At 65.8% G+C, this 23,651-nt stretch carries 22 protein-coding genes; 17 read left to right on the plus strand and 5 right to left on the minus strand.

The features are described from left to right. Positions 1-50: 50 nt before the first annotated feature. A complete protein-coding gene (locus tag H7A76_RS25615; RefSeq protein WP_185701085.1) occupies positions 51-827 on the minus strand; it encodes an IclR family transcriptional regulator in 777 nt (258 codons plus the stop codon). A 170-nt stretch (positions 828-997) separates the two neighbouring features. Here H7A76_RS25615 and H7A76_RS25620 point away from each other — a divergent pair, with 170 nt between their 5' ends. The 7 genes from H7A76_RS25620 (at position 998) to hemB (ending at position 7,687) form a co-directional block, all read left to right on the plus strand. Then, positions 998-1,768: an ABC transporter substrate-binding protein gene (locus H7A76_RS25620; RefSeq protein WP_185701086.1), complete on the plus strand. Its 771-nt coding sequence runs from the start codon at positions 998-1,000 to the stop codon at positions 1,766-1,768. Positions 1,769-1,828: 60 nt separating this feature from the next. Further along, the gene (locus H7A76_RS25625; RefSeq protein ID WP_185701087.1) at positions 1,829-2,485 is read left to right on the plus strand and encodes an amino acid ABC transporter permease; all 657 of its coding nucleotides are present in this window, start codon (positions 1,829-1,831) and stop codon (positions 2,483-2,485) included. Further along, positions 2,482-3,228 carry an amino acid ABC transporter ATP-binding protein gene (locus H7A76_RS25630; protein ID WP_185701088.1) on the plus strand — a complete coding sequence of 249 codons (747 nt, stop codon included), beginning with the start codon at positions 2,482-2,484 and terminating at the stop codon, positions 3,226-3,228. Before H7A76_RS25625 ends, H7A76_RS25630 begins: the two co-directional genes overlap by 4 nt. Then, the gene (locus H7A76_RS25635; RefSeq protein WP_185701089.1) at positions 3,225-4,514 is read left to right on the plus strand and encodes an FAD-binding oxidoreductase; all 1,290 of its coding nucleotides are present in this window, start codon (positions 3,225-3,227) and stop codon (positions 4,512-4,514) included. The genes H7A76_RS25630 and H7A76_RS25635 overlap by 4 nt, the downstream gene beginning before the upstream one ends. Before the next feature lie 243 nt (positions 4,515-4,757). Continuing rightward, positions 4,758-5,462: a glutathione binding-like protein gene (locus H7A76_RS25640; protein ID WP_185701090.1), complete on the plus strand. Its 705-nt coding sequence runs from the start codon at positions 4,758-4,760 to the stop codon at positions 5,460-5,462. A gap of 185 nt (positions 5,463-5,647) precedes the next feature. Next, a complete protein-coding gene (locus tag H7A76_RS25645) occupies positions 5,648-6,490 on the plus strand; it encodes a PhzF family phenazine biosynthesis protein (RefSeq protein ID WP_185701091.1) in 843 nt (280 codons plus the stop codon). Positions 6,491-6,712: 222 nt separating this feature from the next. Next, positions 6,713-7,687, plus strand: coding sequence for a porphobilinogen synthase (hemB, locus tag H7A76_RS25650; protein ID WP_185701092.1), 975 nt, complete (start codon positions 6,713-6,715; stop codon positions 7,685-7,687). A gap of 22 nt (positions 7,688-7,709) precedes the next feature. Here hemB and H7A76_RS25655 read toward each other — a convergent pair whose 3' ends face one another. Together H7A76_RS25655 and H7A76_RS25660 are read right to left on the minus strand one after the other, a co-directional pair. Continuing rightward, positions 7,710-9,272: an FAD-dependent monooxygenase gene (locus H7A76_RS25655; protein ID WP_185701093.1), complete on the minus strand. Its 1,563-nt coding sequence runs from the start codon at positions 9,270-9,272 to the stop codon at positions 7,710-7,712. Between the two features lie 57 nt (positions 9,273-9,329). After that, positions 9,330-9,944 carry a LysE family translocator gene (locus H7A76_RS25660; protein ID WP_185701094.1) on the minus strand — a complete coding sequence of 205 codons (615 nt, stop codon included), beginning with the start codon at positions 9,942-9,944 and terminating at the stop codon, positions 9,330-9,332. Positions 9,945-10,289: 345 nt separating this feature from the next. Here H7A76_RS25660 and H7A76_RS25665 point away from each other — a divergent pair, with 345 nt between their 5' ends. Both H7A76_RS25665 and H7A76_RS25670 read left to right on the plus strand, forming a co-directional pair. Beyond that, entirely contained in the window at positions 10,290-11,378 is a 1,089-nt protein-coding gene (locus H7A76_RS25665) for a DUF1615 domain-containing protein (RefSeq protein ID WP_185701095.1), read from the plus strand. Positions 11,379-11,685: 307 nt separating this feature from the next. After that, entirely contained in the window at positions 11,686-12,234 is a 549-nt protein-coding gene (locus H7A76_RS25670; protein WP_185701125.1) for an ATP phosphoribosyltransferase regulatory subunit, read from the plus strand. Between the two features lie 6 nt (positions 12,235-12,240). Here the strand turns inward: H7A76_RS25670 and H7A76_RS25675 are convergent, their stop codons facing one another. Further along, positions 12,241-13,038: a DUF4349 domain-containing protein gene (locus H7A76_RS25675; protein WP_185701096.1), complete on the minus strand. Its 798-nt coding sequence runs from the start codon at positions 13,036-13,038 to the stop codon at positions 12,241-12,243. A gap of 189 nt (positions 13,039-13,227) precedes the next feature. Here H7A76_RS25675 and H7A76_RS25680 point away from each other — a divergent pair, with 189 nt between their 5' ends. Further along, positions 13,228-13,650: a PaaI family thioesterase gene (locus H7A76_RS25680; RefSeq protein ID WP_185701097.1), complete on the plus strand. Its 423-nt coding sequence runs from the start codon at positions 13,228-13,230 to the stop codon at positions 13,648-13,650. A 120-nt stretch (positions 13,651-13,770) separates the two neighbouring features. Here the strand turns inward: H7A76_RS25680 and rtcR are convergent, their stop codons facing one another. Beyond that, positions 13,771-15,369 (minus strand): RNA repair transcriptional activator RtcR, encoded by a 1,599-nt coding sequence (gene rtcR, locus H7A76_RS25685; protein WP_185701098.1) that lies wholly within the window; start codon positions 15,367-15,369, stop codon positions 13,771-13,773. A 203-nt stretch (positions 15,370-15,572) separates the two neighbouring features. Between rtcR and H7A76_RS25690 the strand changes: the two genes are divergently transcribed. From H7A76_RS25690 to H7A76_RS25720, 7 genes are all read left to right on the plus strand, one after another. Further along, positions 15,573-17,123: an RNA-binding protein gene (locus H7A76_RS25690; protein ID WP_185701099.1), complete on the plus strand. Its 1,551-nt coding sequence runs from the start codon at positions 15,573-15,575 to the stop codon at positions 17,121-17,123. A 749-nt stretch (positions 17,124-17,872) separates the two neighbouring features. Further along, a complete protein-coding gene (locus tag H7A76_RS25695; protein WP_053138441.1) occupies positions 17,873-19,099 on the plus strand; it encodes an RtcB family protein in 1,227 nt (408 codons plus the stop codon). 4 nt (positions 19,100-19,103) lie between these two features. Then, positions 19,104-20,444 (plus strand): PBS lyase, encoded by a 1,341-nt coding sequence (locus H7A76_RS25700; RefSeq protein WP_185701100.1) that lies wholly within the window; start codon positions 19,104-19,106, stop codon positions 20,442-20,444. Between the two features lie 16 nt (positions 20,445-20,460). Beyond that, on the plus strand, positions 20,461-21,105 hold the full coding sequence (locus H7A76_RS25705; protein WP_185701101.1) for a hypothetical protein: 645 nt from the start codon (positions 20,461-20,463) through the stop codon (positions 21,103-21,105). A 14-nt stretch (positions 21,106-21,119) separates the two neighbouring features. Beyond that, on the plus strand, positions 21,120-21,911 hold the full coding sequence (locus tag H7A76_RS25710; RefSeq protein WP_185701102.1) for a nucleotidyltransferase domain-containing protein: 792 nt from the start codon (positions 21,120-21,122) through the stop codon (positions 21,909-21,911). Between the two features lie 8 nt (positions 21,912-21,919). After that, complete coding sequence (rtcA, locus tag H7A76_RS25715; RefSeq protein WP_185701103.1) at positions 21,920-22,951, plus strand: RNA 3'-terminal phosphate cyclase; 1,032 nt, start codon at positions 21,920-21,922, stop codon at positions 22,949-22,951. A 36-nt stretch (positions 22,952-22,987) separates the two neighbouring features. Further along, entirely contained in the window at positions 22,988-23,623 is a 636-nt protein-coding gene (locus H7A76_RS25720; RefSeq protein WP_185701104.1) for a glutathione S-transferase family protein, read from the plus strand. Positions 23,624-23,651: the final 28 nt, after the last annotated feature.

Below are 23,651 nucleotides of genomic sequence, written 5' to 3' on the forward strand. Positions count from 1 at the left end.
TTCCCTAAGCTGCAAGTCTCAAGCCTCACCGGGTGCTTGTTGCTTGCAGCTTAGAGCGTTCGGATCGAAGCGCGGATCGCCCGGGCGCACTCGATCACTGAAGGCGCGAGCTTGCGTTCGGCTTCTTCCAGGGTCCAGCGGCTGCTGGGCACCACCACATGCACGGCGGCCACCGGCAGGCCCTGGCTACCGAGGATCGGCGCCGCGATGCTCATGTCCCCCAGGAACAGTTCTTCGGCATTCAAGGCATAGCCGCGCTGCTGGCTGGCCTCGATTTCCCGCAGGATGTCCATGAGCTCGGTGCGGGTATGCCGGGTATGGGCCTGGCGGTCGCTGGCCTCGAGGACCTGCCGGGCATCGGCTGCCGGCAGGGCGCTGAGGTAGGCGCGCCCGGAACCTGTGCAGTACATCGGGATACGGCTGCCAATGGGCATGTGGATCGGAATGAACTTGGGTGCCACAAAGCGCGCTACATAGACCATGTCCTGCCCATCGGGCTCGGTGAGGTTGGTGGTTTCCCCGGTGACCTGGGCCAGCTCGGCGAGGAAGGGATTGGCCACGTCCACCAGGGTGTCGGCGGCCAGGTAGTTGTAGCCGATCTCCATCACCCGCGGAGTCAGTTGGAAGCGTTTGGTCTGCGGATGCTTACGCACATAACCCAGCTGTTCCAGGGTATGCACCATGCGCTGCGCCGAGCTTTTGTTGATGTCGGCGGCCGTGGCGATTTCCGCCAGGTTCATGGTCCGTTGCGCAGCGTTGAAGGCCCGCAGCACCGCCAGGCCTTTTTCCAGTGACTGGTTGAAAAGGGAGTTGTTGTTATCGTTCATGACCAGTCCTTTGAGTGTTTTTGAGTTTTAAATATCGATATTCGATATTTATAAATCTCTTTACGATTTTTGTAAATTGTTTATAGTCGGGTCCATGCCTCCTGCCTTCCAAACTAGGGGCTATCCATCACGGACTTCAAACAATAAAACCGTCCAATGGGAGATCCGCCATGCACGCCCGCACTCGCGTCCTTGCACCCGCTGTATTCGCACTCTGTTGCGCCCTTGGCCTGGGCCTTCCGGTGTCGGCCCAGGCCGAACCGCAATACAAGGTCGGCGCCACCGCCACCGGGATTCCCTTCACCTTCCTCGACGTCAAGCGCCAGAGCATCGAGGGCATGATGATCGATGCCGCCCGGGCCGTGGGCAAGGCCGGCGGTTTCGCCGTGGAGATCCAGCAGACCACCTTCGCCGCGCTGATTCCCTCCCTGACCACCCACAAGATCGACATCATTTCCGCCGCCATGCTGCGGACCCCGGCGCGCGAGAAAGTGGTGCAGTACTCCGACCCGGTGTTCAGCTACGGCGAAGGCCTGATCGTCAAGGCTGACGACGCGACCGACTACACCCGCATGGAGGACCTGGCCGGGGCGACCGTCGGGGCCCAGGTCGGTACGGTATTCATCGACGAGTTGAACAAGCGCGGGATCTTCAAGGAAGTGCGTGGCTATGACTCGATTCCCGACCTGATGCGTGACCTGGCCCTGGGGCGCATCAAGGCCGGTTTCGCCGACCGACCGATCCTCGCCTACCAGCTGGCCCAGGGCGGCCAGGACAAGGTGCGGCTGGTCAAGGGCTACCAGCCGGTGGTCATGGGCGATGTCTGCCTGATCGTGCGCCAGGGCGATGCGCAGACCCTGGCCGAGGTCAACCGCGGGATCGCGGCAATCAAGGCCGACGGCACCCTGGACCGCATCATCGAGCACTGGAAGCTCAACTGATCCAGTCGCGGCCCGGCGTCTGGCCCGGGTTCCTTCCTCGCCGATTAAACAGGTCTTGCCATGTTTCTCCAGAATGCTCTGGACTTCCTGCCCATTCTATTGAAAGGGGCGGTAGTCACCTTGCAGGTCACCGTTGGCTCATTCGTGCTCAGTTCGCTGATCGGCCTGGTCTTCGCCTTGATGATGGTGTCCAAGGTGCGCTCGGTGGCGTTGTTCGCCATCGGCCTGGTCAATGTCATTCGCGGGCTGCCGATCATCGTCCAGCTGTTCTACATCTACTTCGTGCTGCCGGATTTCGGCATCCAGCTCAGCGCCATGCAGGCTGGGGTGATCGGCCTGGGCATCGCCTATTCGGCGTACCAGGCGGAGAACTTTCGTGCCGGTATCCAGGCCATCCACCAGGGGCAGATCGAAGCGGCTGAGTCCATCGGCATGCGTGGGCCGATGATCATGCGCCGGGTCGTCCTGCCCCAGGCTTTGCGCATCGCCTTGCCTCCGTATGGCAACACCCTGGTGATGATGCTCAAGGACTCGTCGCTGGTGTCCACCATCACCGTGGCCGAGATGACCCGCGCCGGGCAGCTGATCGCTTCCTCGACCTTCGAGAACATGACCGTCTACACCCTGGTCGCCTTGCTCTACCTGGCCTTGAGCCTGCCATTGTCCTTTGTCCTGCGCCGCCTGGAGGCGCGTATCAGCAGCCGGAGAAAGCCATGATCCAGATCAAGGGCGTACACAAGAGCTTCGGCAACGTGGCGGTGCTCGAAGGCATCGACCTTGAGGTGCGCAGCGGTGAAGTGGTGTGCCTGATCGGGCCTTCGGGGTCCGGCAAGTCGACCCTGCTGCGCTGCATCAATGGCCTGGAAAGCTACGAGCAGGGTGACATCCTGGTGAGCGGAGCGCGGGTCGACCGGCAGGCCAAGAGCATCCATGAGCTGCGCACCCGGGTGGCCATGGTGTTCCAGCGCTTCAATCTGTTTCCCCACCGCACGGCGTTGCAGAACGTCACCGAGGGGCCGATCTACGTCAAGCAGCAGGACCCCACCCAAGCGCGCTTGCGGGCCGAGGCCCTGCTGGAAAAGGTCGGCCTGGCCCATCGCATGCACGCCTATCCGGACGAGCTCTCCGGCGGCCAGCAGCAACGGGTGGCGATTGCCCGGGCGCTGGCCATGGAACCGGAGGCGATCCTGTTCGACGAGCCGACCTCGGCCCTGGACCCGGAACTGGTGGGGGAGGTGTTGGCGGTGATGCGCAAGCTGGCCGGCGAAGGCATGACCATGATCGTGGTTACCCATGAAATGGGTTTTGCCCAGGATGTGGCGGACCAGGTGTGCTTCCTCCACGGTGGGCGCATCGTCGAGGCCGGGTCGGCGAGGGCGGTGCTCAGCAGTCCCAGGCATCCGCGTACCCAGGACTTCCTGCGGCGCTTGCTCAACCAGGGCGGGGAGGTGCAGGCATGAGCATCTCTGAGCCCTTGCGCTTGCCGCCCTCGCTGTGGGCGGCCACCGCCATGCCGGCCGAGCACACCCCGGCGCTGGCCGAGGACCGTGAGGTCGATGTGGCGATTGTCGGTGCCGGCTATACCGGGCTGGTCACGGCCCTGCGCCTGGCCCAGGCCGGTGCCAGGGTCTGTGTGCTGGATGCCGGTGAGCCCGGCTGGGGGGCTTCCGGGCGCAACGGTGGGCAGGTGATTCCCGGGCTCAAGTTCGATCCCGGGCAACTGCTGGCCAAGTTCGGTCCGGTGCAGGGCGAGGCGCTGGTAAATGCCGTGGGTTCGGCGGCCGATGAAGTGTTCGAGCTGATCAAGGAGCACGGCATTGGCTGCGATGCCACTCGCAAGGGCTGGATCCAACCGGCGTGTTCCAGCGCCGCAATGCACACTTTGGAGCGGCGCGCCGAGCAATGGCGCCAGCGCGGCGTGGCCGTGGAGTTGCTGGACAAGGCCGCGGTGGCTCGACGCATCGGTAGCCAGCAGTATCTGGGCGGCTGGGTCGACCCGCGGGCCGGCAGCCTGCATCCGCTGAACTATGCCCGGGGCCTGGCCCGGGTGGCCCTGGGGCTGGGGGTGAGCCTGCATGGCCAGAGTCGGGTCCGGCAACTGTACCGCGATGGCGGGCAATGGACCCTGGAGACCGGGCGCGGCATCCGGGTGCGCGCGCCGAAGGTCGTGCTGGCGACCAATGGCTACACCGATGGACTGTGGCCGGGACTGCGCCAGACGGTAATCGCCGCCAATAGCTTCATCATCGCTACCCGGCCGCTACCTGCGCCGCTACGCCAGAGCATCCTGCCCGGGGGCGAGGTGTGCTCCGATGCCCGGCGGTTGCTGTTGTACTTCAAGCAGGATGCCCAGGGGCGCTTGTTGCTGGGGGGACGCGGGCCGTTTGCCGAACCGCGCCAGGATGCCGACTGGAGCCACCTGGAGCGCTCGTTGCTGACCCTGTTTCCGCAACTGGCGGGCATACCCATCGAGTACCGCTGGAGCGGGCGCGTGGCCCTGACCCCGAGTTTCCTGCCGCAACTGCATGAACCTGCGCCGGGGTTGTCGATCCTGCTGGGCTACAACGGCCGTGGCATTGCCCTGTCGACGTTGCTGGGCAAGTACCTGGCCGGAAGATTGATGGGCACAGGGCAGGACTTTCCATTCCCGCTTACGCCGCTGCGGCCGATCCCGCTGCATGGCTTGCAACGCCTGTACCTGGGGGCGGGGATTGCCTGGTACCGGATGCTCGATGCCCTGGGCTGATCAGCGCGGGCCTTCACGCGCGCCGTTGTCCAGGCCCTGCTAGCAGCTCTGGCTATGCAGGCTGGCCTTGCCATTGTTTCGGCCTGCCGGGGCCGTGAAGTCTGAGTCCCTGAATGGCATTTGATTCGATCATCGGCAGGTTGAGCGCCGCAGGTTGCCGATTTAAGAAGCGCCGGCGGATAATTCCCCGCGGTTGTCCGCCTGTGGCGCTGTTCCCCTTTTGATAGAGACTGGAAGCCTGTCATGACCGATCTTTCCGCTTTTGCCGTCACCCAGAAATGGCCCGCGCAGTTTCCCGACTGGATCCAGTTGTACTCCCTGCCCACCCCCAATGGGGTCAAGGTCTCGATCATGCTCGAAGAGATCGGCCTGCCTTACGAAGCCCATCGGATCAGCTTCGATACCCAGGACCAGATGACGCCCGAGTTCCTCAGTGTCAGTCCCAACAACAAGATCCCGGCGATCCTCGATCCCCATGGCCCGGGCGAGCAGCCGCTGGCGTTGTTCGAGTCCGGGGCGATCCTGGTCTACCTGGCCGACAAGAGCGGGCAACTGCTGGCCCAGGAATCGGCGGCCCGCTATGAAACCATCCAGTGGCTGATGTTCCAGATGGGCGGCATCGGGCCGATGTTCGGCCAGGTCGGCTTCTTCAATAAGTTCGCCGGCAAGGAGTACGAGGACAAGCGGCCCCTGGAGCGCTACGTGAACGAAGCCAAGCGCCTGCTGGGGGTGCTCGACAAGCACCTGCAAGGGCGCGACTGGATCATGGGCGAGCGCTACACCATTGCCGATATCGCCACCTTCCCGTGGATCCGCAACCTGATCGGCTTCTACGAGGCCGGGGAGCTGGTGGGCATCGACAACTTCGCCAACGTGCAGCGGGTGCTGGCGCGCTTCCTGGCCCGGCCGGCGGTGATTCGCGGGCTGGAGATACCCAAGGTTTCTTGACGGTTGCCTGCCCTGTAGCCGCGGCCGCAAGCTGCGCACGAGCGCGTCGCGGTCGCGGTGATCTCAAGAACGCCAGAGGTGTGTCTAGGGGCGCCAAGCAAGGGCCTGCGGCCCTTTTCGCAGCCGCGCTACAGCCACGTTGTGCCTTATAACGCTGTGCCTTAATAAGAAACGGGAAATTTTGTATGCGCCCCCTGAGTTTCAAGCAAGTCGATGTCTTCAGCTCGACGCCCCTGAAGGGCAACCCGGTGGCCGTGGTGTTCGACGCCGACGGGCTCGACGAACAGCAAATGGCGACCTTCGCCAACTGGACCAACCTCAGCGAAACCACCTTCATCCTCCAGCCCCGGGACCCGCGTGCCGACTATCGGCTGCGGATCTTCACCACCCTGAATGAGCTGCCGTTCGCCGGACATCCGACCCTGGGCAGTTGCCATGCCTGGCTGGAGTCCGGTGGGGTGCCCAAGGGCCAGGAGATCATCCAGGAGTGCGCGGTGGGCCTGGTGCGGATCCGCCGTCAAGGGCAGCAATTGGCGTTCCTGGCGCCGCCCCTGCTGCGCTCCGGGCCGGTGGCGCCCGAGTTGCTGGAGCAGGTGTGCCAGGGCTTGCGCCTGGCGCCGTGGGCGATCGTCGATGCCCAGTGGGTCGATAACGGCGCTGGTTGGCTGGCAGTGATGCTCGCCGAGCGCCAGCAGGTGCTGGAGCTGCAACCCGACTATTCGCAGTTGAGCGGCCTGGCGGTGGGGGTGATCGCCCCTTGCGACCCGGAGCGCGACGAGAGCGATGCGCAGTTCGAAGTCCGGGCCTTCATCGCTGGCGACGGCATGCCCGAGGACCCGGCCACCGGCAGCCTGAACGCCGGCATTGCCCAGTGGTTGCTGGGGGCGGGGCTGGCCCCGGCGCGCTATCGGGTCAGCCAGGGCCTGAGCATGGGGCGTGCCGGTTGCATCGAGGTGGAACAGGTGGGGGACGAGGTGTGGATCGGTGGCAACGCGGTGACCTGCATCGCAGGCCACCTGAGCCTGTAGCCCAGGCCCTCAGCAGCCCCGGCACGCTTGCGGCAGATCGTCGCAGCGCACTGCGCGGCCCTCGTGGCGAGTGCCTTAACACCGGGGTTGCCGGCGATTGTTACCTGATCGGCAAGGCTCTCTTGAGCATCCCGGGTTTGTACCCGGGCGGCCGCAGGCATAAGCTTTCAGCCTTTTTTCGATATAGCTCTAGTTGTCCCGCGCCCAGCCTTAGGAAAAAACATGTCCAGTCAGTTTCCAGAAGCCCGTCCTCGTCGCCTGCGTCGTTCCGAACAGCTGCGCAGCCTGTTCCAGGAAACCGAATTCACCCTCAACGACCTGGTGCTGCCGATTTTCGTCGAGGAGGAAATCGACGATTTCGTGCCGATCAAGAGCATGCCCGGTGTGATGCGCATTCCCGAGTCCAGGCTCGCCAGCGAGATCGAGCGTTATGCCCGCGCCGGGATCAAGTCGGTGATGACCTTCGGCGTGTCCCACCACCTGGATGGCGATGGCAGCGACACCTGGCAGGAAAACGGCCTGGTCTCGCGCATGTCGCGCATCGCCAAGGACGCGGTGCCGGAGATGGTGGTGATGTCCGACACCTGCTTCTGCGAGTACACCGAGCACGGCCATTGCGGCGTGATGCATGGCCATGAGGTGGATAACGACCAGACCCTGATCAACCTCGGCAAGCAGGCCGTGGCCGCCGCCCGTGCCGGTGCCGACGTGATCGCCCCGTCGGCGGCCATGGACGGCCAGGTCCAGGCCATTCGCCGGGCCCTGGACGCCGCCGGGTTCACCCAGACGCCGATCATGGCCTATTCCACCAAGTTCGCCTCGGCGCTCTATGGCCCGTTCCGTGAAGCCGGCGGCAGCGCGCTCAAGGGCGACCGCAAGAGCTACCAGATGAACCCGATGAACCGCCGCGAAGCGGTGCGTGAGTCGTTGCTGGACGAGCAGGAAGGCGCCGACTCGCTGATGGTCAAGCCGGCGGGCGCCTACCTGGACATCATCCGCGACATCCGCGAAGCCTCGCGCCTGCCGGTGGCGGCGTACCAGGTCAGCGGCGAGTACGCGATGATCAAGTTCGGTGCCCAGGCCGGGGCCATCGACGAGCAGCGCGTGGTACGCGAGAGCCTGGGTTCGATCAAGCGCGCCGGCGCCGACCTGATCTTCACCTACTTCGCCATGGACCTGGCCCTGGCCGGGATCTGAGCCACCCCTGGGCGCCTGCCTGTCAGGCGCTCCAGGGCGGGCCGCAGTCCAGCGTGGCGCCGGCCCGGGGCTGGATCCGCTGTTCACGAAAGTACCGCTCCAGCACCTGCGGGTCGGCCGAACGCTCCGCCAGCGCCACGTAGGTGTCGGGGCGCAGCAGGTACAGGGCGTTGCGCACCAGCCCGGCCTCGGCATGGGCCGGCAGCCAGTCGAAGCTCGACAACGGGACTCCCCGGGCCTGGCACCAGTCGCGCAAATCCTCATTCGCCTCGCCATACACATGCACTTGCCAGCCCAGGTACTCCAGGCTGTCGAAATTGTCTTGCCCCTCGCTCCTGACCCAGGGCAGGCGATCGCCGCCGTGCACCGGGCCGGCGCCGCCGGCGCTCAGGGGCATGCCGCGGTAGTTCAGGGTGATCTGCGACACGGTGCGAAACAGGAACTCCCGGGCCCGCTCCACGGCGGCGATCTTCGGCAGTAGCAGGGGCGCCAGGCGGGTCCGCACCAGCTGGGCGATCGGGCCGTCGGCGGTGGCGAAGCTGAACACCCGGTCGGTGGTGGCCACCAGGCGCCGGGCGAACTCCATGCGCTCGATGCCGTAGCTGTCCAGCAGGCCCTCGCTGGCCTGGCCCTTGAGTACCGCGGCCAGCTTCCAGGCCAGGTTGATCGCGTCGCCAATCCCGGTGTTCATGCCCTGCCCGCCAGCGGGGCTGTGCAGGTGCGCCGCGTCGCCCAGCAGGAACGCCCGGCCACAGCGGAATTGCTCGGCCACCCGGTGGTGCACCCGGTAGCTGGAGAACCAGTTGACCTGGCCGACCTCCACCTTGAGCTGGTGCATGGCGCGCTGGCTGACATCCTCGAAGCGCAGGTGCTCCGAGTGCTCGGCGCGTTCGTCGCGTACGGTGCCGATCAGCCGCGCCCGACCACTCTGGGCCAGGGGAAACACTGCCAGGAAGTCGGCATCGTCCAGGTCCACATGCAGCTGGCCATCGAGGCTCGGGCCGCCGGCCTCGACATCGGCGACGTAGAACACCTGCTGGTAGGTGCCGCCGGGGAAGGCGCTGCCCAGGGTCTTGCGCACGACGGAGTGGGCGCCGTCGCAACCGGCCAGGTAGAACGCCTGGCAGTGTTCTTCGCGGCCGTCGGGGCCGCGCAGGCGGGCGTTGACCAGGTGGCCGTGGTCGGTGAAGGCCAGCAGTTCGGTGTCGCGCTCGACCTGGGTACCCAGCTGGGCCAGGCGCTCGATCAGCAGTTGCTCGTGTTCGTCCTGGGGGAAGATCTGCAGGAAGGGGTAGGGTGTCAGGTCGGTGCCGATGGCATTGAACGGCAGCTGCGCGGCCCGCTCGCCCTTGACCCAGAGGTTCACCGCCGGCACGTGGTAGCCGCGCTCGACGATGGCCTGGGTCAGGCCCAGCTGACGATACAGTTCCAGGGTCCGGGCCTGCACCGCCAGGGCCCGGGACGTGGTGCCCGGGCCATGGGTCTTGTCGATGATCCGCACCTTGACTCCTTGCTGGCGCAACCAGAGCGCCAGGACCAGGCCGGTGGGGCCGGCGCCGCAGATCAATACGTCGCTGCAGGTCATGTCTGGGTCCTCGGCAAGGCAGTCAATGTCATGGGCCTGGCGCTGCTCGTCACGGCGTCAACGCTGGGCGAAGGCCAGATTCAGCCCCAGGCCGGCAAAGCTGGCGGCGAAGCTGCGGCGCAGCCAGTCCTGGACCTTGGGCGACTCGATCACCGCGCGGCGGAACAGGTTGGCCAGCAAGCCGTAGAGGGCGAACACCAAGAAGGTCATGGCCATGAACACGCCGCTCAGGAGCAGCATCTGCGGGATCGGGTCGCTGCCGTCGTGGCTGATGAACTGCGGCAGGAAGGCGAGGAAGAAGATCGTCAGCTTGGGGTTGAGGATGTTCAGCAGGCAGGCCTTGAGCATCAGCGCGCCGGCGCCCTGGCTGACTGCGTGGCTGTCGACGGCGAAGGCCGAGCGATCGCGCCAGGTGGCGTAGGCCAGGTACAGCAGGTAGGCGACCCCGGCGAACTTCAGGCCCTGGAACGCCAGGGCACTGGTATGCAGGATCGCCGACAGGCCGAGGATCGAGGCCAGCAGGTGCGGGACTATCCCGCCGGTGCAGCCGATGGCGGTGAACAGGCTGGCGCGCTTGCCGGCCAGCAGGGCGGTGGAGATGGTGAGGATCACGCCGCTGCCGGGAATCAGCACGACGATCAGGCTGGTGATCAAGAAATCCAGGTTCAACATCCGGGCATTACTCCATGGCAAGACGAGGGAGTCGTCGAACATACACCCAGGCGGGGATGTGCAGTAGATGGATTCTAGTCGGCCCTGTTGCTGTTGCCGGCGATTTGAGCCGATCTGTCGCCGCTGCCGAGCTTGCGAGGCTGCGCCAAGGCCCGTAAGGACCTTCAGTGCAGGAATGGCCGGGCCAGGCGGCCGCTGCGCGCCCGTGCGCAGGCTGTGGCAGCGGTTACACGAAGCCGATCACGCTGTCGAGGGGCAGGGGAACGGCGTTGCAGGTCTTTGGTCGAAGCTCGCGTTCGTTGCTTTACTTGCATGGGACCGGGTCCCGAATTTCCTTGGAGAAACATGATTTCACAGCGCCTTGTCGGCAGTTTCCTGGGCCTGCTGTTGTTGGCCGGTTGTGCCAGCCAGCCCGGTTCCCGCTCGCCCGAGATACCTGCCGAACAGGTCCAGGCGCGCATCCTGCGACTGTTGCCCGCCCAGGTGAACGATCGCCAGGGCTGGGCCCGGGACATCCAGGTGGCCTTCAGTGCCCAGGGGCTCGAGCCCAGTCCCGGCAACCTGTGCGCGGTGCTGGCGGTGGCCGAGCAGGAGTCCGGTTTCCAGGTCGATCCGGCGGTGCCGGGCCTGGGGCGCATTGCCCGGGATGAGGTCGATCGCCGTGCGGCCAAGGCACATGTTCCGGGGCTGCTGGTCAGCGCCGCGTTGCAGGTACGTTCCAGCGACGGCCAGTCCTACAGCCAGCGCCTGGCCAAGGCCCGTACCGAAAAGGAACTGAGCGCGATCTTCGATGACTTCATCGGCCAGGTGCCCATGGGCCAGACCCTGTTCGGTGGTTTCAACCCGGTGCATACCGGCGGGCCGATGCAGGTCAGCATCGCCTTTGCCGAGAAGCACGCCCAGGGCTATCCCTATTCACCACGAGATTCGATCCGCCACGAAGTCTTCAGTCGTCGCGGTGGCCTGTACTTCGGCATTGCCCACCTGCTGGGTTATCCGGTGAGCTACCCGCAGCCGCTGTATCGCTTCGCCGACTTCAACGCTGGCTGGTACGCCAGCCGCAATGCCGCGTTCCAGGCCGCGGTCAGCCAGCTCAGCGGAACTCGCCTGGCGCTCGATGGCGACCTGATCCGCTACGACTCGATCCTGCCCGGCAGTACCGAGCTGGCGGTACGCACCCTGGGCAAGCAGTTGGGGCTGCGCAACCCGGTGATTCGCGACCAGCTGGAGCAGGGCGACAGCGCGCAGTTCGAGCAAACCGCGCTGTACCGCAAGGTGTTCGCCCTGGCCGACCAGGCCAAGGGCAAGGGCGTACCGCGGCAGATACTCCCGGGCATCGAGCTCAAGAGCCCGAAGATCACGCGCCAGCTGACCACCGCCTGGTTCGCCAAGCGGGTGGACGAGCGCTATCAGCGTTGCATGGCGCGCCAGTAGGCTTGGCATCGGCGCATCCGCTATGCCAGGATGCGCCATGAATTTTTTCCGGCTCGGCAATCGCCCCCATCACCATCGACCTCATTCCAGGGGCCGTGGTCGCGTATGCGCGTCGAGCCGTCAGTGATGCGCATCCCTCGCCACTGACCCTCGACTCACCACCAAGGCGCCCTGCAAGGCGCCTTTTTTATTGTCCGTAAAAAACCAGAGGAACGACCCATGACCATGCTCCGTGGCACGCGAATGATCACCGGCGAACAAGCCGCCAACCTGCGCATCCTGGAGGGCCGGTTCCGGAGCTGGCTTCATCCAAGCGGGTGCTGAAGAAGTCATAGTCCCGGCCTTGTGGGGCCAGAACACCTTCATCGAGAAGGCCGGTGGCAGTGAAGTCATCGGCCAGATGTGGGCCTTCGCCGACAAGGCCGGGCGCCCGTGCTGCCTGATTCCGGAGGCCACCGCGCTGTTCCAGGAAACCGCTTGCGAGCTGCTGGCGGGACGGACCCGGGCACTGTTCTTCTACGTTGCCCGCTGCTATCGCTACGAGAAGCCCCAGGCCGGGCGCTACCGCGAATTCACCCAGCTGGGGCTGGAGATCCTCGGGCCCGACCCACGCCAGGCACTGGTGCAGGCGCAGCAGTTGTGCACCGGCTTCCTGGATGCCTTGGCGCTGGACTATGAGCTCAACCTCGGAGTCAAGCGTGGCTTGAGCTATTACCTGGATGGCGAGGGTTTCGAGGTGCGTTGCCGGCGCCTCGGGGCGCAGCAGCAAGTGGTGGGGGCGGGGGCTTATCGCCAGGGGGCTGGGTTCGGCATCGGCCTGGAGCGCTTGCAACTGGCGCTCCAGGCCCAGGCCTAGGCGAGGTTATTGGCGGCGACGGACGAACTTGCGCCACAGCCAGACCCACAACAGCGCCAGGGGGAAGGCGAGGATCACGAAGGGCAGCACGTAGCTGCCTTTCTCCAGGGCCTCGGCGGTACCGTCGGCCAGGTTGTCCAGCAGGTTGCTGAAGGCGCGCTTGAGGTTGGAGCTGCGCTGGCCGCTGTCGCTGGGCTGGAAGTTCAGGGTCAGGCGGTTGGTGTCCAACCGCCGTTGCTGGCCAGCGGCGGTCTGGGCCAGGGCTTGCAGGTCATTCTCGATGCCGGCTTGTTCCTTGCTCAAGGCGATCAGGTCGCCGACGCTGATGTCCTTGCGCGCGGCCAGTTCGTCCAGCCGCTGCTGCTGGGCCTTGAGCCGTTGCTGCTGGCGCTGCACGTCGGCCACGGCATCGGCCAGGTCTTCGGCGCTGGTGATGCGCTCGCCCAGCTCGGCGCCTGCGGCGGCCTGCTGGACCAGGGGCTCGACGCCGCCAGGGACGATGCGCAGCACCACCTGAGCGCGGTATTGGCCTTGTTCCAGGCGCAGGATATTGCACGCGCCGAACTTCGCCTGTTCGCAAGCCTCACGGGTTTGCGCCAGGCGCGGGCCGATCTGCTCCGAGGGCAACGACAGGGTCAGTTCGTGTTCATAGGCCAGTTGCGCGCCGGCGTGGCCCTGGGCACCGCCGAGGGCTACGCCGGCACTGCGTGGGTCGCTGGGGGAGCAGGCGCTCAGGGCCAGGGCGCCGAGCAAAGCCAGGGCCAGGCGGCGCAGGTGGCGGGGGTGATCGTCCTGATGCGACATGGGGATTCCTTTGGGGCTGGTCATGCGGGGGATTGAATGGCACGTATCTTACCGTCCTTGGCCACTGCGCCACGATCCCGCGGTGATTTATTCCTGAGGATTTGCCTGGTCGATGGTCATGGGCAGCACCCTGGATAGGCGCTACACCTGAATGCCCCGGGGCGGTTCCGAGTCGACCAGGAGTACGTTATGAATCAAGCAGACATTCCCCAGGGCTTCAGTCCCTTGCCGCGCAGCAGCCCGTTGCTGGAGTTGATCGGGCCGGTCTATGGCCGCGGCAGTGGCAGTGGGCTGCGCGTGGGCCTGCGCGCCGATGCGCGCCACGCCAACGGTCGCGGCATCGTCCATGGCGGCATCATCGCCACCCTGGCGGACGTCGGCATGGGGTATGCCATGGCGTTCGCCAGCGAGCCGCCATTGCCGCTGATCACGGCCAGCATGAACCTCGATTACCTGGGCGCGGTGCAGGTGGGGGAGTGGCTGGAGGTGCGCCTGGAGCATTCCCGGCGCGGGCGGCAGATCGCCTTCGCCACCGTGGTGCTGAGCGTTGGCGAGCGCGAAGTGGCCCGAGCCAGCGGCGTGTTCGTCGTGCCGCAGCCGACGCTGGCCTGATCCGACGCATCGCGGCCGCTGCGCGCCCGTGCGCAGCCTTTGTAGCCGTTGTCGAGCTTGCGAGGCTGCGCCAAGGCCCCCAGGGCCTGCAGCGGGCATTCATGAGCAGCTACGCGATGCTCAACTGGTGATCTGTTTCCAGTCCAGGCCGAAGCGCGCCAGGTACTTGCGCAAGCGATCGGCGTCGTTGGGATTGGCCTTGCCCAGGCGCGAGACCCCGAACAGGCGCCGCCCGGCATCCGACAGGCTGTCGGCGCGCCGGCATTCGGCGATCACCGCCTTGAGTTGCAGGCGGTCGAACAGGTCCAGCTCCACGTCTGCACCTAGCAACAGTTGCACCTCGTCCTCGACCTGTTCCAGGCCCCAGGCATGGCGCAGGCGCTGGATCTCTTCCTGGGCCAGGGCCTCGTCGATCCGGCCGCTATCGGCCAGGGTGGCCATGCGGGTGATGGACGCCGATAGCTCGCGGAAGTTGCCCAGCCAGGCCGCTTCGCTGGAGCTGGCGAAGGCCAGGTAGCGCCGCCGGGCCTCGAGGTTGAAGCGCACCAGTTGGCCTTGCTCCCGGGCATGGCGTTCCAGCTCGAAATCGATGTTGGGCTCGATGTCTTCGCGGCGTCCCGCCAGCCCCGGCAGATTGAAGGTCCAGAGGTTGATCCGGGCGTACAGGTCTTCGCGGAACAGGCCCTGGGCGACCCGGCCGCGCAGGTCGCGGTGGGTGCCGGCGATGATCAGGAAGTCGCTCTCCACCTCCTGGTCCGACCCCATGGGGAAGAAGCGTTTTTCCTCGATGGCCTTGAGCAGCATCGCCTGTTCGTCCAGGCCCAGTTCGCCGATCTCGTCGAGGAACAACATGCCGCCGTGGGCCGCTCGCAGCAGGCCGTCGCGGGCATTCTGGGCGCCGGTGAAGGCGCCCTTGGTATGGCCGAACAGTGCCGACATGGCGCCGTCGCCGCGCAGGGTGGCGCAGTTGACCTCGACAAAGCGCCCCTGGACCTGGTGCCGGCCGCGCTTGAGTTCATAGATGCGCCGGGCCAGGAACGACTTGCCCGCCCCGGTGGGGCCGATCAGCAGCATCGGCGCCTTGGAGCGTACCGCCACTCGCTCGATCTGTTCGATGGAGCGGTTGAAGGCCAGGTTGCGGGTGGCGATCCCCGACTTGAGAAAGGCCAGGCCCTCCAGGCGCTTGTGGGCGAAGCGCGAGGCGATGCGGTCATAGCGCGACAGGTCGAGGTCGATCAGCGCATGGGTGCCGGTGGCGTGTTCGCCCGGGTCGCGGCGCCGGGCTGGCGAGGTCTGGATCAGCCGCGCCGGCAGGTAGCGGGCCTCGGTCAACAGGAACCAGCAGATCTGCGCCACGTGGGTCCCGGTGGTGATGTGCACCAGGTAGTCCTCGCGCTCGGTGTCGAACGCGTAGGCGCTGGTGAAGTCGTGCAGGGCGCCATACACCTCCTCGAAGTCCCAGGGGTTCTTCAGCTCCATGGGGTGCAGGCGCACCTCGGTCTCGGGGGAGACCTGGCGGATGTCGTCGGCAATGCGCCCGGCGAGGCTGATGTCCCGGGCGTCGATGCCGTGGATCAGTTCCAGGCGGTGAATCAGCACATCCTGCTGCTGGCACAAGCCCACGCTCGGGCGCCAGTGGCTCCAGCGGTTGGCGCCCTTGCCGACGCGATCGAGGGTGGCGCCGACGAAACCGATGGCGACCGTGGACTTGCCTGACATGTTTATACCCTTAGATAAACTGCGATAGATAAAGATATAAAATCGGAGCGGCGTTTGTCGCGAAAAATCACAGAAGAAATAAAGATGAAAAATAAATCTGTTTAAAATCAATAAGTTAAAAATTAATTCGATAAAAAATTCAAAGCTGGCACGGCGGCTGCAATATCTCTGGCAACGAACAAGACAACCAGCGAGACGCCAAGATGGCCAACCAGCAGCTGTTCAACACCCAACAGGCAAAAGCCCCGGCGAGCGACACCCGCAATGCCTCCCAGGCCCCGGCCTACGCCCACAACGCCAAGCATCGCCTGGCCCAGCTGGCGGTCACCGGTTGCCTGAACTCGACCTTCTACACCTCGCCCGAGGATCAGCTGGAAGCCGTGTTGCAACTGGTGAGTGAAGTCGACAGCCGCTTCGTGGCCCAGGCCGCTCGCTACGCTCGCCAGCAAGGCCATATGAAGGACATGCCGGCGTTGCTGCTGGCGGCGCTGACCGCGCAACGTTCGGTCCAGGTGCCCGAGCTGTTCGCCCAGGTGGTGGACAACGGCAAGATGCTGCGCAACTACGTGCAGATCCTGCGTAGCGGCGTGACCGGTCGCAAGTCCCTGGGCTCGCAACCCAAGCGCCTGGTGCAGGAGTGGCTGAACAACGCCAGCGAGCGCCAGCTGCTGCAGGCATCGATCGGCAACCAGCCGTCGCTGGCGGATGTGGTCAAGATGGTCCACCCCAAGCCCCGCGAGGCCTGGCGCGAAGCTTTCTTCGCCTGGCTGATCGGCAAGCCGGTGGATGTCCAGGCGCTGCCCGGGCTGACCCGCGAGCTGCTGGCGTTTCGCAGCGGGGCCAGCACCCAGGTGCCGGATGTACCGTTCCAGTTGCTGGGCAACGAGACCCTGAGCGCCGAGCAATGGGCCGCCCAGGCTCGCAACATGGGCTGGCAGGGGCTGCGCATGAACCTCAACACCCTGGCTCGCCACGGTGCGTTCCAGGTGCGCGGTTGCACGGAGTATGTGGCGGCGCGCCTGGCGGATGCCGAGGAGGTGGCCAAGGCCCGGGTCTACCCGTACCAGCTGCTGGCGGCCTACCGCATGGCGGGGCAGGAGGTGCCGCAGCGGGTGCGCGAGGCGCTGCAGGATGCCCTGGAGCTGTCCCTGGCCAACGTGCCGGCGCTCAGCGGTTCGGTGGTGGTATGCCCGGACGTCTCGGGGTCGATGCACAGTCCGGTCACGGGGTATCGCCAGGGCGCCACCACGGCGGTGCGCTGCATCGATGTGGCGGCCCTGGTGGCGGCGGCGGTCCTGCGCAAGCGGCCGACGGCGCGGGTCATGCCGTTCGAGCGGGACGTGGTGGATATCCGCCTCAACCCCCGGGACAGCGTGATGACCAATGCCCAGAAGCTGGCGGCCATCGGTGGCGGCGGGACCAACTGCTCGGCACCCTTGGCGCAGCTGGCCAATGCGCGGTTCAAGCTGGACACGCTGATCCTGGTCTCGGACAACGAGTCGTGGATCGACGCCCGGCGCCATGGGGCCACTGAAACCATGCGCCAGTGGGAGCGGATCAAGGCGATCAACCCCAACGCCCGGCTGGTGTGCATCGATATGCAACCCGGGGCTACCACCCAGGCCCCGGACCGTGAGGACATCCTCAACGTCGGTGGCTTCAGCGATGCGGTGTTCGACGTAATCGAGCAGTTCATCGCCGGCAACTACGGCGGCCAGCACTGGGTGAAAGCCATCGAGGCCCTGGCGCCCTGAGCGCCAGGTCATTGAGTCAGAGCATGCGCCGGGCAGCCGGCGCACACAGAAGTTTCTTGATCATTGGCCCTGAATGCCGCTGTGACTACATCCAAAGGCGTCTCAGCAGATTTTGTCAGGGCCGGTGACGGCGCGAATGCCGGTGGCTGTACATCCTGGTCTTGCCGGTTCGAATCCGGCTATCAGCCACTCCTGTTGTCGCGCCACCTGTTTTGCGGTTTTTTGCGACGAATGCCGATGGAACTACATCCAAGGCTCGAGATGCGGGTGCAAGCCCCGCCGGTGCTCGAAAAGGGCGCCGTGGTTCAACCAGCAGAACGCGAGTGCATCGTTTCATCGATCCCTTGTCGTCGCAGGTTTTCCCCGCCTTGGCGGGATGGCAGCGAATGCCACGGGTACTACATCGTGTCGCGGGTTCGAGCCCCGCCAGCCGCAAGGCTGTAGCTCAGTGGGTAGAGCAAATGTGCCCGTTCCCTTGTCGCTGCCCGCAGGCCCGGCCTGCACCGATTGACCCGGCGAATGCCGGTGGAACTACAGGACAGCCTGGTCGCGGGTTCGATTCCCGCCCACCGCAAGGTGGTAGCTCAGAGGTAGAGCAGGCTGCATGTTTCACCCTTTTTTGTCGCCCAGGCCTGCCGGATGCCCGGCCGGCCACCCGATCGATCATGGGCGCAAGACTGCAATCCGCTCTTGCGCTGCCGATACAACAAGGCCCGGATTCGGGCCCCAGGAAGAAAGAGTAAAAAGATATGGAACGCAAGACCTACCAATTGCTGGAAGTCGCCAACGGTAAGCCAATCAAGATGTGGACCCAGGGCGTGCCCGTGGAAAACGAAGCCCGCCAGCAACTGATGAACACCGCCAAGATGCCCTTCATCTTCAAGCACCTGGCTGTGATGCCCGACGTCCACCTGGGTAAGGGATCGACCATCGGCAGCGTGATCCCCACCGTGGGCGCGATCATTCCGGCGGCGGTCGGGGTGGATATCGGCTGCGGGATGATCGCCGCCCGGACCTCGCTGACCGCCTCCGACCTGCCGGATAACCTGGCCGGGTTGCGTAGTGCCATCGAGCAGGCGGTGCCCCACGGTCGTACCTCGCCCCGTAGCGGACGAGACAAGGGGGCCTGGGGCGAGATCCCGCAACAGGCCGACCAGGCCTGGGCGGCCCTGCATCCACGGTTCAAGGCGATCACCGATAAGTACCCGGCGCTGGCCAACAGCAACAACCGCCAGCACCTGGGAACCCTGGGAGGCGGGAATCACTTCATCGAGGTCTGCCTGGACGAGGCCAACCGCGTCTGGTTCATGCTCCATAGCGGTTCGCGCGGCGTGGGTAATGCCATCGGCAACCTGTTCATCAACCTGGCCCAGGCGGATATGCGCCAGCACATCGCCAACCTGCCGGACCGCGACCTGGCCTACTTCGAGGAAGGTAGCCAGCACTTCGATGATTACGTCGAGGCCGTGGCCTGGGCCCAGGATTTCGCCCGGCAGAACCGCGAGTTGATGATGCAACTGGTGATCCAGGCCACCCGCAAGGTGATCAGCAAACCCTTCGAAGTGGCGCTGGAGGCGGTGAACTGCCACCACAACTACGTACAGAAGGAGCGCCACTTCGGTGAAGAGGTGCTGGTGACCCGCAAGGGCGCGGTGTCGGCGAAGAAGGGCGAGTTGGGGATCATCCCCGGGTCGATGGGAGCCAAGAGCTTCATCGTCCGCGGGTTGGGTAACGAGGAGGCGTTCTGCTCCTGCAGCCACGGTGCCGGTCGAACCATGAGCCGGACCAAGGCCAAGAACACCTTCACCCTGGCCGACCAGATTCGCGCCACCGCCCATGTGGAGTGCCGTAAGGATGAGAACGTGATCGACGAGATCCCGATGGCCTACAAGGACATCGACCAAGTGATGGACGCCCAGCGCGAACTGGTGGAAGTACTGCATACCTTGCGTCAGGTGGTATGCGTCAAGGGGTAGAGCGATGGATGTCATGGATATGCTGGAGTGCCCGCCCGATTGGCACTACCAACTGAGCGACTACGAAATTGGCCGGATGCGCGAAGTCTGGCAAACCCGGGACGAACACGATGCCTGGCTGGTCCTGAGCGGTTTTGGCAATGGCTTCGTCCGCCAGTCGGCAGTACGACGCCTGGCCCGCCAGCCGTCGGCCGCCGCCCTGGTGGTGCTGCTGGAGCGCCTCAACGATTGGGTGCCCCAGGTTCGCCAGGAGGCGGCTACGGCCGTGGAGCTGTACCTGGTGCCTGAACAGGGCGCCTTGTGGTTGCAGGTCCTGGGTCCGCTGCTGGCCTTGACCGCCAAGCAGCGGGTCAGCCACGGGGCGACCCTGGAACGGGTACGCGCGGTGCTGCAGTTGCCGCAAGTACGAGGCAAGGTCGAGCAGGCCTTTGGCGCTTGCCGGGGCCGGGCCGCACGGTTCGTCTTCGAGCTGTTGCTGGACAGTGGCGCGGATCGCCCGGCACTGCTGGCCCAGGCCCTGGGCCATGGCGAGGTCAGCGTGCGGCAGATGGCGGTGGACGCCTGTTCCGGGCTGGCTAAAGAGCAGGCCCGGCCGTTGCTGGAGCAGGTCATGCGGACCTCGGGCGCTAGCGTGCGGGTCAAGGCCCTGCGCTTGTTGCTGCCGCTGTTGGACGACCCGCGCGAGCAACTGCGCCAGGCCTTGCTCGACCCCTCGGCGGCCCTGCGTGGCCTGGGGCATTGGGCGGCGCCACGCTATGGCCTGGAGCCACGGGAAGTGCTGCTGGCCCGGGTGCTGCAACCGGCGCCGGCAAACCGGTCGCAGTGGCAGGGCCTGCTGGGCCTGGCCAGGGAACTGCAAGAGCCCCGGGCCGATGCCATGGTGCAACTGGCCCTGGCCTCGCCGGCCTTGAACACGCGTCTGCTGGCCCTGCATAGCCTGGGCGAGCGCGGCATGGCCTGGCAGCTCAAGGCCCTGGGCGATGTCTCGGACAAGATCTTCGAGATGGCGATCAGCCTGCTGCGCGAACAACCCTGGGCGGTATTCGACGAAGCCCTGGAGCAGTACATGGATGTTCACTGGCCAGCGCTGCCTGCATGGCGCCAGCGGATGCTGCTGAGTCTCAAGCCGGGCTGGCGGCAGCTGGAGTACCTGCTGTGGCGCCTGGACCAGGCTCCACAACAGGCGAGCTACTGGCAGGCGCAATTGGCCGGTTGGTGCAGTGGGCGTTATGCGCTGTTCGACCCGGTGACCCCCAAGCCGCTGCGCGAGGCGCTGGCCCAGCGGGTACGAATGATGGAAAAGACTGGAGAGCTGCCGGCAGGTTCACTCAAGTGGCTGCCATGAACCAAGGAGAGCAAGCATGTTGTCGCCACTACTGAACCTGCAGGACAACGAGCAGATCCAGGCCCTGCGCCGGCAATTGAAAGAGGCGGGCTGCGTATTCGAGTTCGCCGTGCTGGACGTCGCGCCACAGGCCAGCATCGACCTTGATCTGCATCGCCAGGCCCTCGACGCCTTGTACCTGCAGATAGAAGAGCAGCGCCGGGAGGCGCGGCGCCGGCTGATCCAGGAGCATCCGCGCTATGCCGATCTCGGCGAGGCGTCGCCGATGCGCTGGGAACTGCAGCGGGCCGTGGCTCGGGAGCTGGATGCGCAAGAGCTCCAGCGCCTGGGTACCGCCAGCTGCATGTCAGGTCCGCAGGCCTTGTACCAGGCCTTTATCGACCCGCCTTACCGAACGCGTTTCCCCGAGGATGGCGAGCCGCCGGAGGCGATCTTCCAGCGTTGGCTGGCCCTGCTGGGGCTTGAACCCGGGGCGCAGCCGGTGGTGATCGACTGGGTGAGCGATTTGCAGCTGGATTGGCAGGTCGAGGGGACGGCGGCCAGCGAGGCCTGGAGCGATTATTTCGATGAGGGCCTGGAGTGGTGGGGCGTCTGGTGCCTGAGCATCTGGAACCCCGAGCGCCGGACCTTGGGGGTACTGATGGCCAGTGCCACCGATTGAACAGGAAGCAGGACATGCAAGTAGACAAGGAACTTCACCCCCTGGACGACGCCATGCGCGAACGGGTCCTGGAGGAGCTGGCGCGGATCGAGCGCGAGCGCAATGTGCAGGTGCTGTATGCCTGCGAGTCCGGTAGCCGGGCCTGGGGCTTCGCCTCCACCGACAGCGACTACGACGTGCGTTTCATCTACGTGGAGAAACCCGAGTGGTTCATCCAGGTGGACGCCGCGCGGGACGTGATCGAGCGCCCGCTGGACGATGAGCTGGATGTCAGCGGCTGGGAGCTGCGCAAGACCCTGGGGTTGCTGCGCAAGTCCAACCCGACCTTGCTCGAATGGCTCGATTCGCCCCTGGTGTATCGCCGCGAGGTGGCTGCGACCGCGCGTTTGCGCGAGCTGGCCGAGGCCTTCTATAGCCCGCCGGCGGCGCGCAACCACTACCTGTCGATGGCCCGGAAGAACTTTCGCGGTTACCTCCAGGGCGAGAGCGTGCGGTTCAAGAAATACTTCTATGTGCTGCGACCGTTGCTGGCGGTGCGCTGGATCGACCAGGGCCGGGGCCGACCGCCCATGACCTTCGCCGAGCTGCTGGAGACCGTCGATGATCGGCGCTTGCTGGACGAGGTGGATGAGCTGCTGGACTTGAAGCGCCATGCCATTGAATCCACCCATGGTCCCCGGCGCCCGGCGTTGCACGACTTCATCGCCGCCGAGCTGGAGCGCCCGGTGCCGAAGCTTGCGCGCACCCATGAAGACAATGCCTTGCTGGACGCCTACTTGAGAGACACCGTCCGGCACTACGCTTAAGGAACATGATGAAACAGGATGTGATCGAGCTGGACGGCGCCATTGGCGGCGGCCAGGTACTGCGCAGTGCCCTGAGCCTGTCGATGCTCACCGGCAAGGCCCTGCGGATCGGCAATATACGCGCCCGGCGCAGCCGCCCGGGCCTGATGCGCCAGCACCTGACGGCGGTCCAGGCCGCTGCCCAGGTGTGCGGGGCCAGGGTCCGGGGGGCCGAGCTGGGCTCCCAGGTGCTGGACTTCGAACCGGGGCCGATCCGTGGCGGCGACTACCGCTTCGCCATCGGCACCGCCGGCAGCTGCACCCTGGTGTTGCAGACCTTGCTGCCGGCCTTGCTCCAGGCCCCGGAACCCAGCCGGGTGACGGTCACCGGCGGCACCCATAATCCCCTGGCACCACCGGCGGACTTCCTCCAGCACTCCTGGCTGCCGCAGCTGCGGCGCATGGGCGCGCAGGTGGAGTTGCAGTTGCTGCGCCATGGTTTCGTACCGGCTGGCGGTGGCGAGCTGGAGCTGTTGGTACGGCCTTCGACCCTGCAGCCCGTGCATCTGCAAGAGCGTGGCGCCTTGCTCGGACGTCGGGCCTGGGCCCTGAGCGCCGGCTTGCCGGAACATGTGGCCGAGCGTGAACTGCGGCGGGTGGGCAATCGCCTGGGGCTGTCCCGGGAGGAGCTGCAAGACGTGCAGCTGGATGAGCAATACGGCCCGGGCAACGTGCTGTTGCTGGAGTTCGCCTACGAGCACCTGACCGAGTTGTTCTGCGGTTTCGCCCAGAACAGCCTGCGGGCCGAAAGCGTCGCCGATGCCGCCATCGACCAGGCCCGGGAGTGGCTGGCCTCCGGCGCGGCGGTGGCCGAATGCCTGGCCGACCAGTTGTTGCTGCCCATGGCCCTGGCCGGTGGCGGCAGCTTCACCACGCCGCGCCTGACCAATCATCTGGCGAGCAATATCCAGGTGATCGAAGCCTTCCTGCCGGTGCGCTTGCAGACGCGCGCCCTGGGCGAGCAGATGCTGCACGTGGAGTGTCGTTCCCGGGACCGATAGGCGTAGAGTGCCCCGGTCAACCTGGAGGTCGCCAAGATGTATCACTTGTATGGAAGCCAGGGCACGGGTTCGGCCATGGTCGAGATTGCCCTGGAGTATTGCCAGGCGCCGTATCGCTGTATCGAGGCCGCGCCCTGGCAAGCCAGCCCGGGGCGGGACGCCCTGGAGCGGCTCAATCCGTTGCTGCAGATTCCCACCTTGCAGTTGCCCGATGGCAGCATCCTCACCGAAAGCGCGGCGATCCTGATCCACCTCGGGTTGCAATTCGCCGATTCCGGGTTGCTGCCGACCCAGGCCGCGGCGCGGGCCCAGGTCATTCGTGGCTTGGTGTACATCGCCGCCAACTGCTACTCGGCGATCGGCATCCTCGACTATCCGGCGCGTTGGGTCAGCGATGCCGACCCGGCGCTGGAGGCGCGGGTGCGCCAGGCGACCGGGCAACGCCTGCACCACGCCTGGGAGCTGTTCGCCCGCCAGTTCGCTCCACGGCCTTTCCTTAGCGGCGACGCGCCCGGGGCCCTGGATATCCAGGCGGCGGTGGTGTCGCGCTGGGGCGGCGCCAGGGACGCGCTGCGCCACAGCCAGCCGCATTTCGTGGCCCTGCTCGAACGCATCGAGCACGAGCCCCGGGTGGCCCCGGTGCTGGCCCGGCACTGGCCCGAATCCCGCTGAGAGCCGGCTTGAGGTGTTGGGGGCAAAG

Origin of the sequence: Pseudomonas sp. MSSRFD41 (assembly GCF_014230245.1) — a bacterium.
Lineage (GTDB): Bacteria > Pseudomonadota > Gammaproteobacteria > Pseudomonadales > Pseudomonadaceae > Aquipseudomonas > Aquipseudomonas piscis.

What these genes read in the sequence shown, in the direction of transcription:
- H7A76_RS25615 (WP_185701085.1), bottom strand. Translation starts at nt 827, where the DNA reads ATGAACGATAACAACAACTCCCTTTTCAACCAGTCACTGGAAAAAGGC.
- H7A76_RS25620 (WP_185701086.1), top strand. Translation starts at nt 998, where the DNA reads ATGCACGCCCGCACTCGCGTCCTTGCACCCGCTGTATTCGCACTCTGT.
- H7A76_RS25625 (WP_185701087.1), top strand. Translation starts at nt 1,829, where the DNA reads ATGTTTCTCCAGAATGCTCTGGACTTCCTGCCCATTCTATTGAAAGGG.
- H7A76_RS25630 (WP_185701088.1), top strand. Translation starts at nt 2,482, where the DNA reads ATGATCCAGATCAAGGGCGTACACAAGAGCTTCGGCAACGTGGCGGTG.
- H7A76_RS25635 (WP_185701089.1), top strand. Translation starts at nt 3,225, where the DNA reads ATGAGCATCTCTGAGCCCTTGCGCTTGCCGCCCTCGCTGTGGGCGGCC.
- H7A76_RS25640 (WP_185701090.1), top strand. Translation starts at nt 4,758, where the DNA reads ATGACCGATCTTTCCGCTTTTGCCGTCACCCAGAAATGGCCCGCGCAG.
- H7A76_RS25645 (WP_185701091.1), top strand. Translation starts at nt 5,648, where the DNA reads ATGCGCCCCCTGAGTTTCAAGCAAGTCGATGTCTTCAGCTCGACGCCC.
- hemB (WP_185701092.1), top strand. Translation starts at nt 6,713, where the DNA reads ATGTCCAGTCAGTTTCCAGAAGCCCGTCCTCGTCGCCTGCGTCGTTCC.
- H7A76_RS25655 (WP_185701093.1), bottom strand. Translation starts at nt 9,272, where the DNA reads ATGACCTGCAGCGACGTATTGATCTGCGGCGCCGGCCCCACCGGCCTG.
- H7A76_RS25660 (WP_185701094.1), bottom strand. Translation starts at nt 9,944, where the DNA reads ATGTTGAACCTGGATTTCTTGATCACCAGCCTGATCGTCGTGCTGATT.
- H7A76_RS25665 (WP_185701095.1), top strand. Translation starts at nt 10,290, where the DNA reads ATGATTTCACAGCGCCTTGTCGGCAGTTTCCTGGGCCTGCTGTTGTTG.
- H7A76_RS25675 (WP_185701096.1), bottom strand. Translation starts at nt 13,038, where the DNA reads ATGTCGCATCAGGACGATCACCCCCGCCACCTGCGCCGCCTGGCCCTG.
- H7A76_RS25680 (WP_185701097.1), top strand. Translation starts at nt 13,228, where the DNA reads ATGAATCAAGCAGACATTCCCCAGGGCTTCAGTCCCTTGCCGCGCAGC.
- rtcR (WP_185701098.1), bottom strand. Translation starts at nt 15,369, where the DNA reads ATGTCAGGCAAGTCCACGGTCGCCATCGGTTTCGTCGGCGCCACCCTC.
- H7A76_RS25690 (WP_185701099.1), top strand. Translation starts at nt 15,573, where the DNA reads ATGGCCAACCAGCAGCTGTTCAACACCCAACAGGCAAAAGCCCCGGCG.
- H7A76_RS25695 (WP_053138441.1), top strand. Translation starts at nt 17,873, where the DNA reads ATGGAACGCAAGACCTACCAATTGCTGGAAGTCGCCAACGGTAAGCCA.
- H7A76_RS25700 (WP_185701100.1), top strand. Translation starts at nt 19,104, where the DNA reads ATGGATGTCATGGATATGCTGGAGTGCCCGCCCGATTGGCACTACCAA.
- H7A76_RS25705 (WP_185701101.1), top strand. Translation starts at nt 20,461, where the DNA reads ATGTTGTCGCCACTACTGAACCTGCAGGACAACGAGCAGATCCAGGCC.
- H7A76_RS25710 (WP_185701102.1), top strand. Translation starts at nt 21,120, where the DNA reads ATGCAAGTAGACAAGGAACTTCACCCCCTGGACGACGCCATGCGCGAA.
- rtcA (WP_185701103.1), top strand. Translation starts at nt 21,920, where the DNA reads ATGAAACAGGATGTGATCGAGCTGGACGGCGCCATTGGCGGCGGCCAG.
- H7A76_RS25720 (WP_185701104.1), top strand. Translation starts at nt 22,988, where the DNA reads ATGTATCACTTGTATGGAAGCCAGGGCACGGGTTCGGCCATGGTCGAG.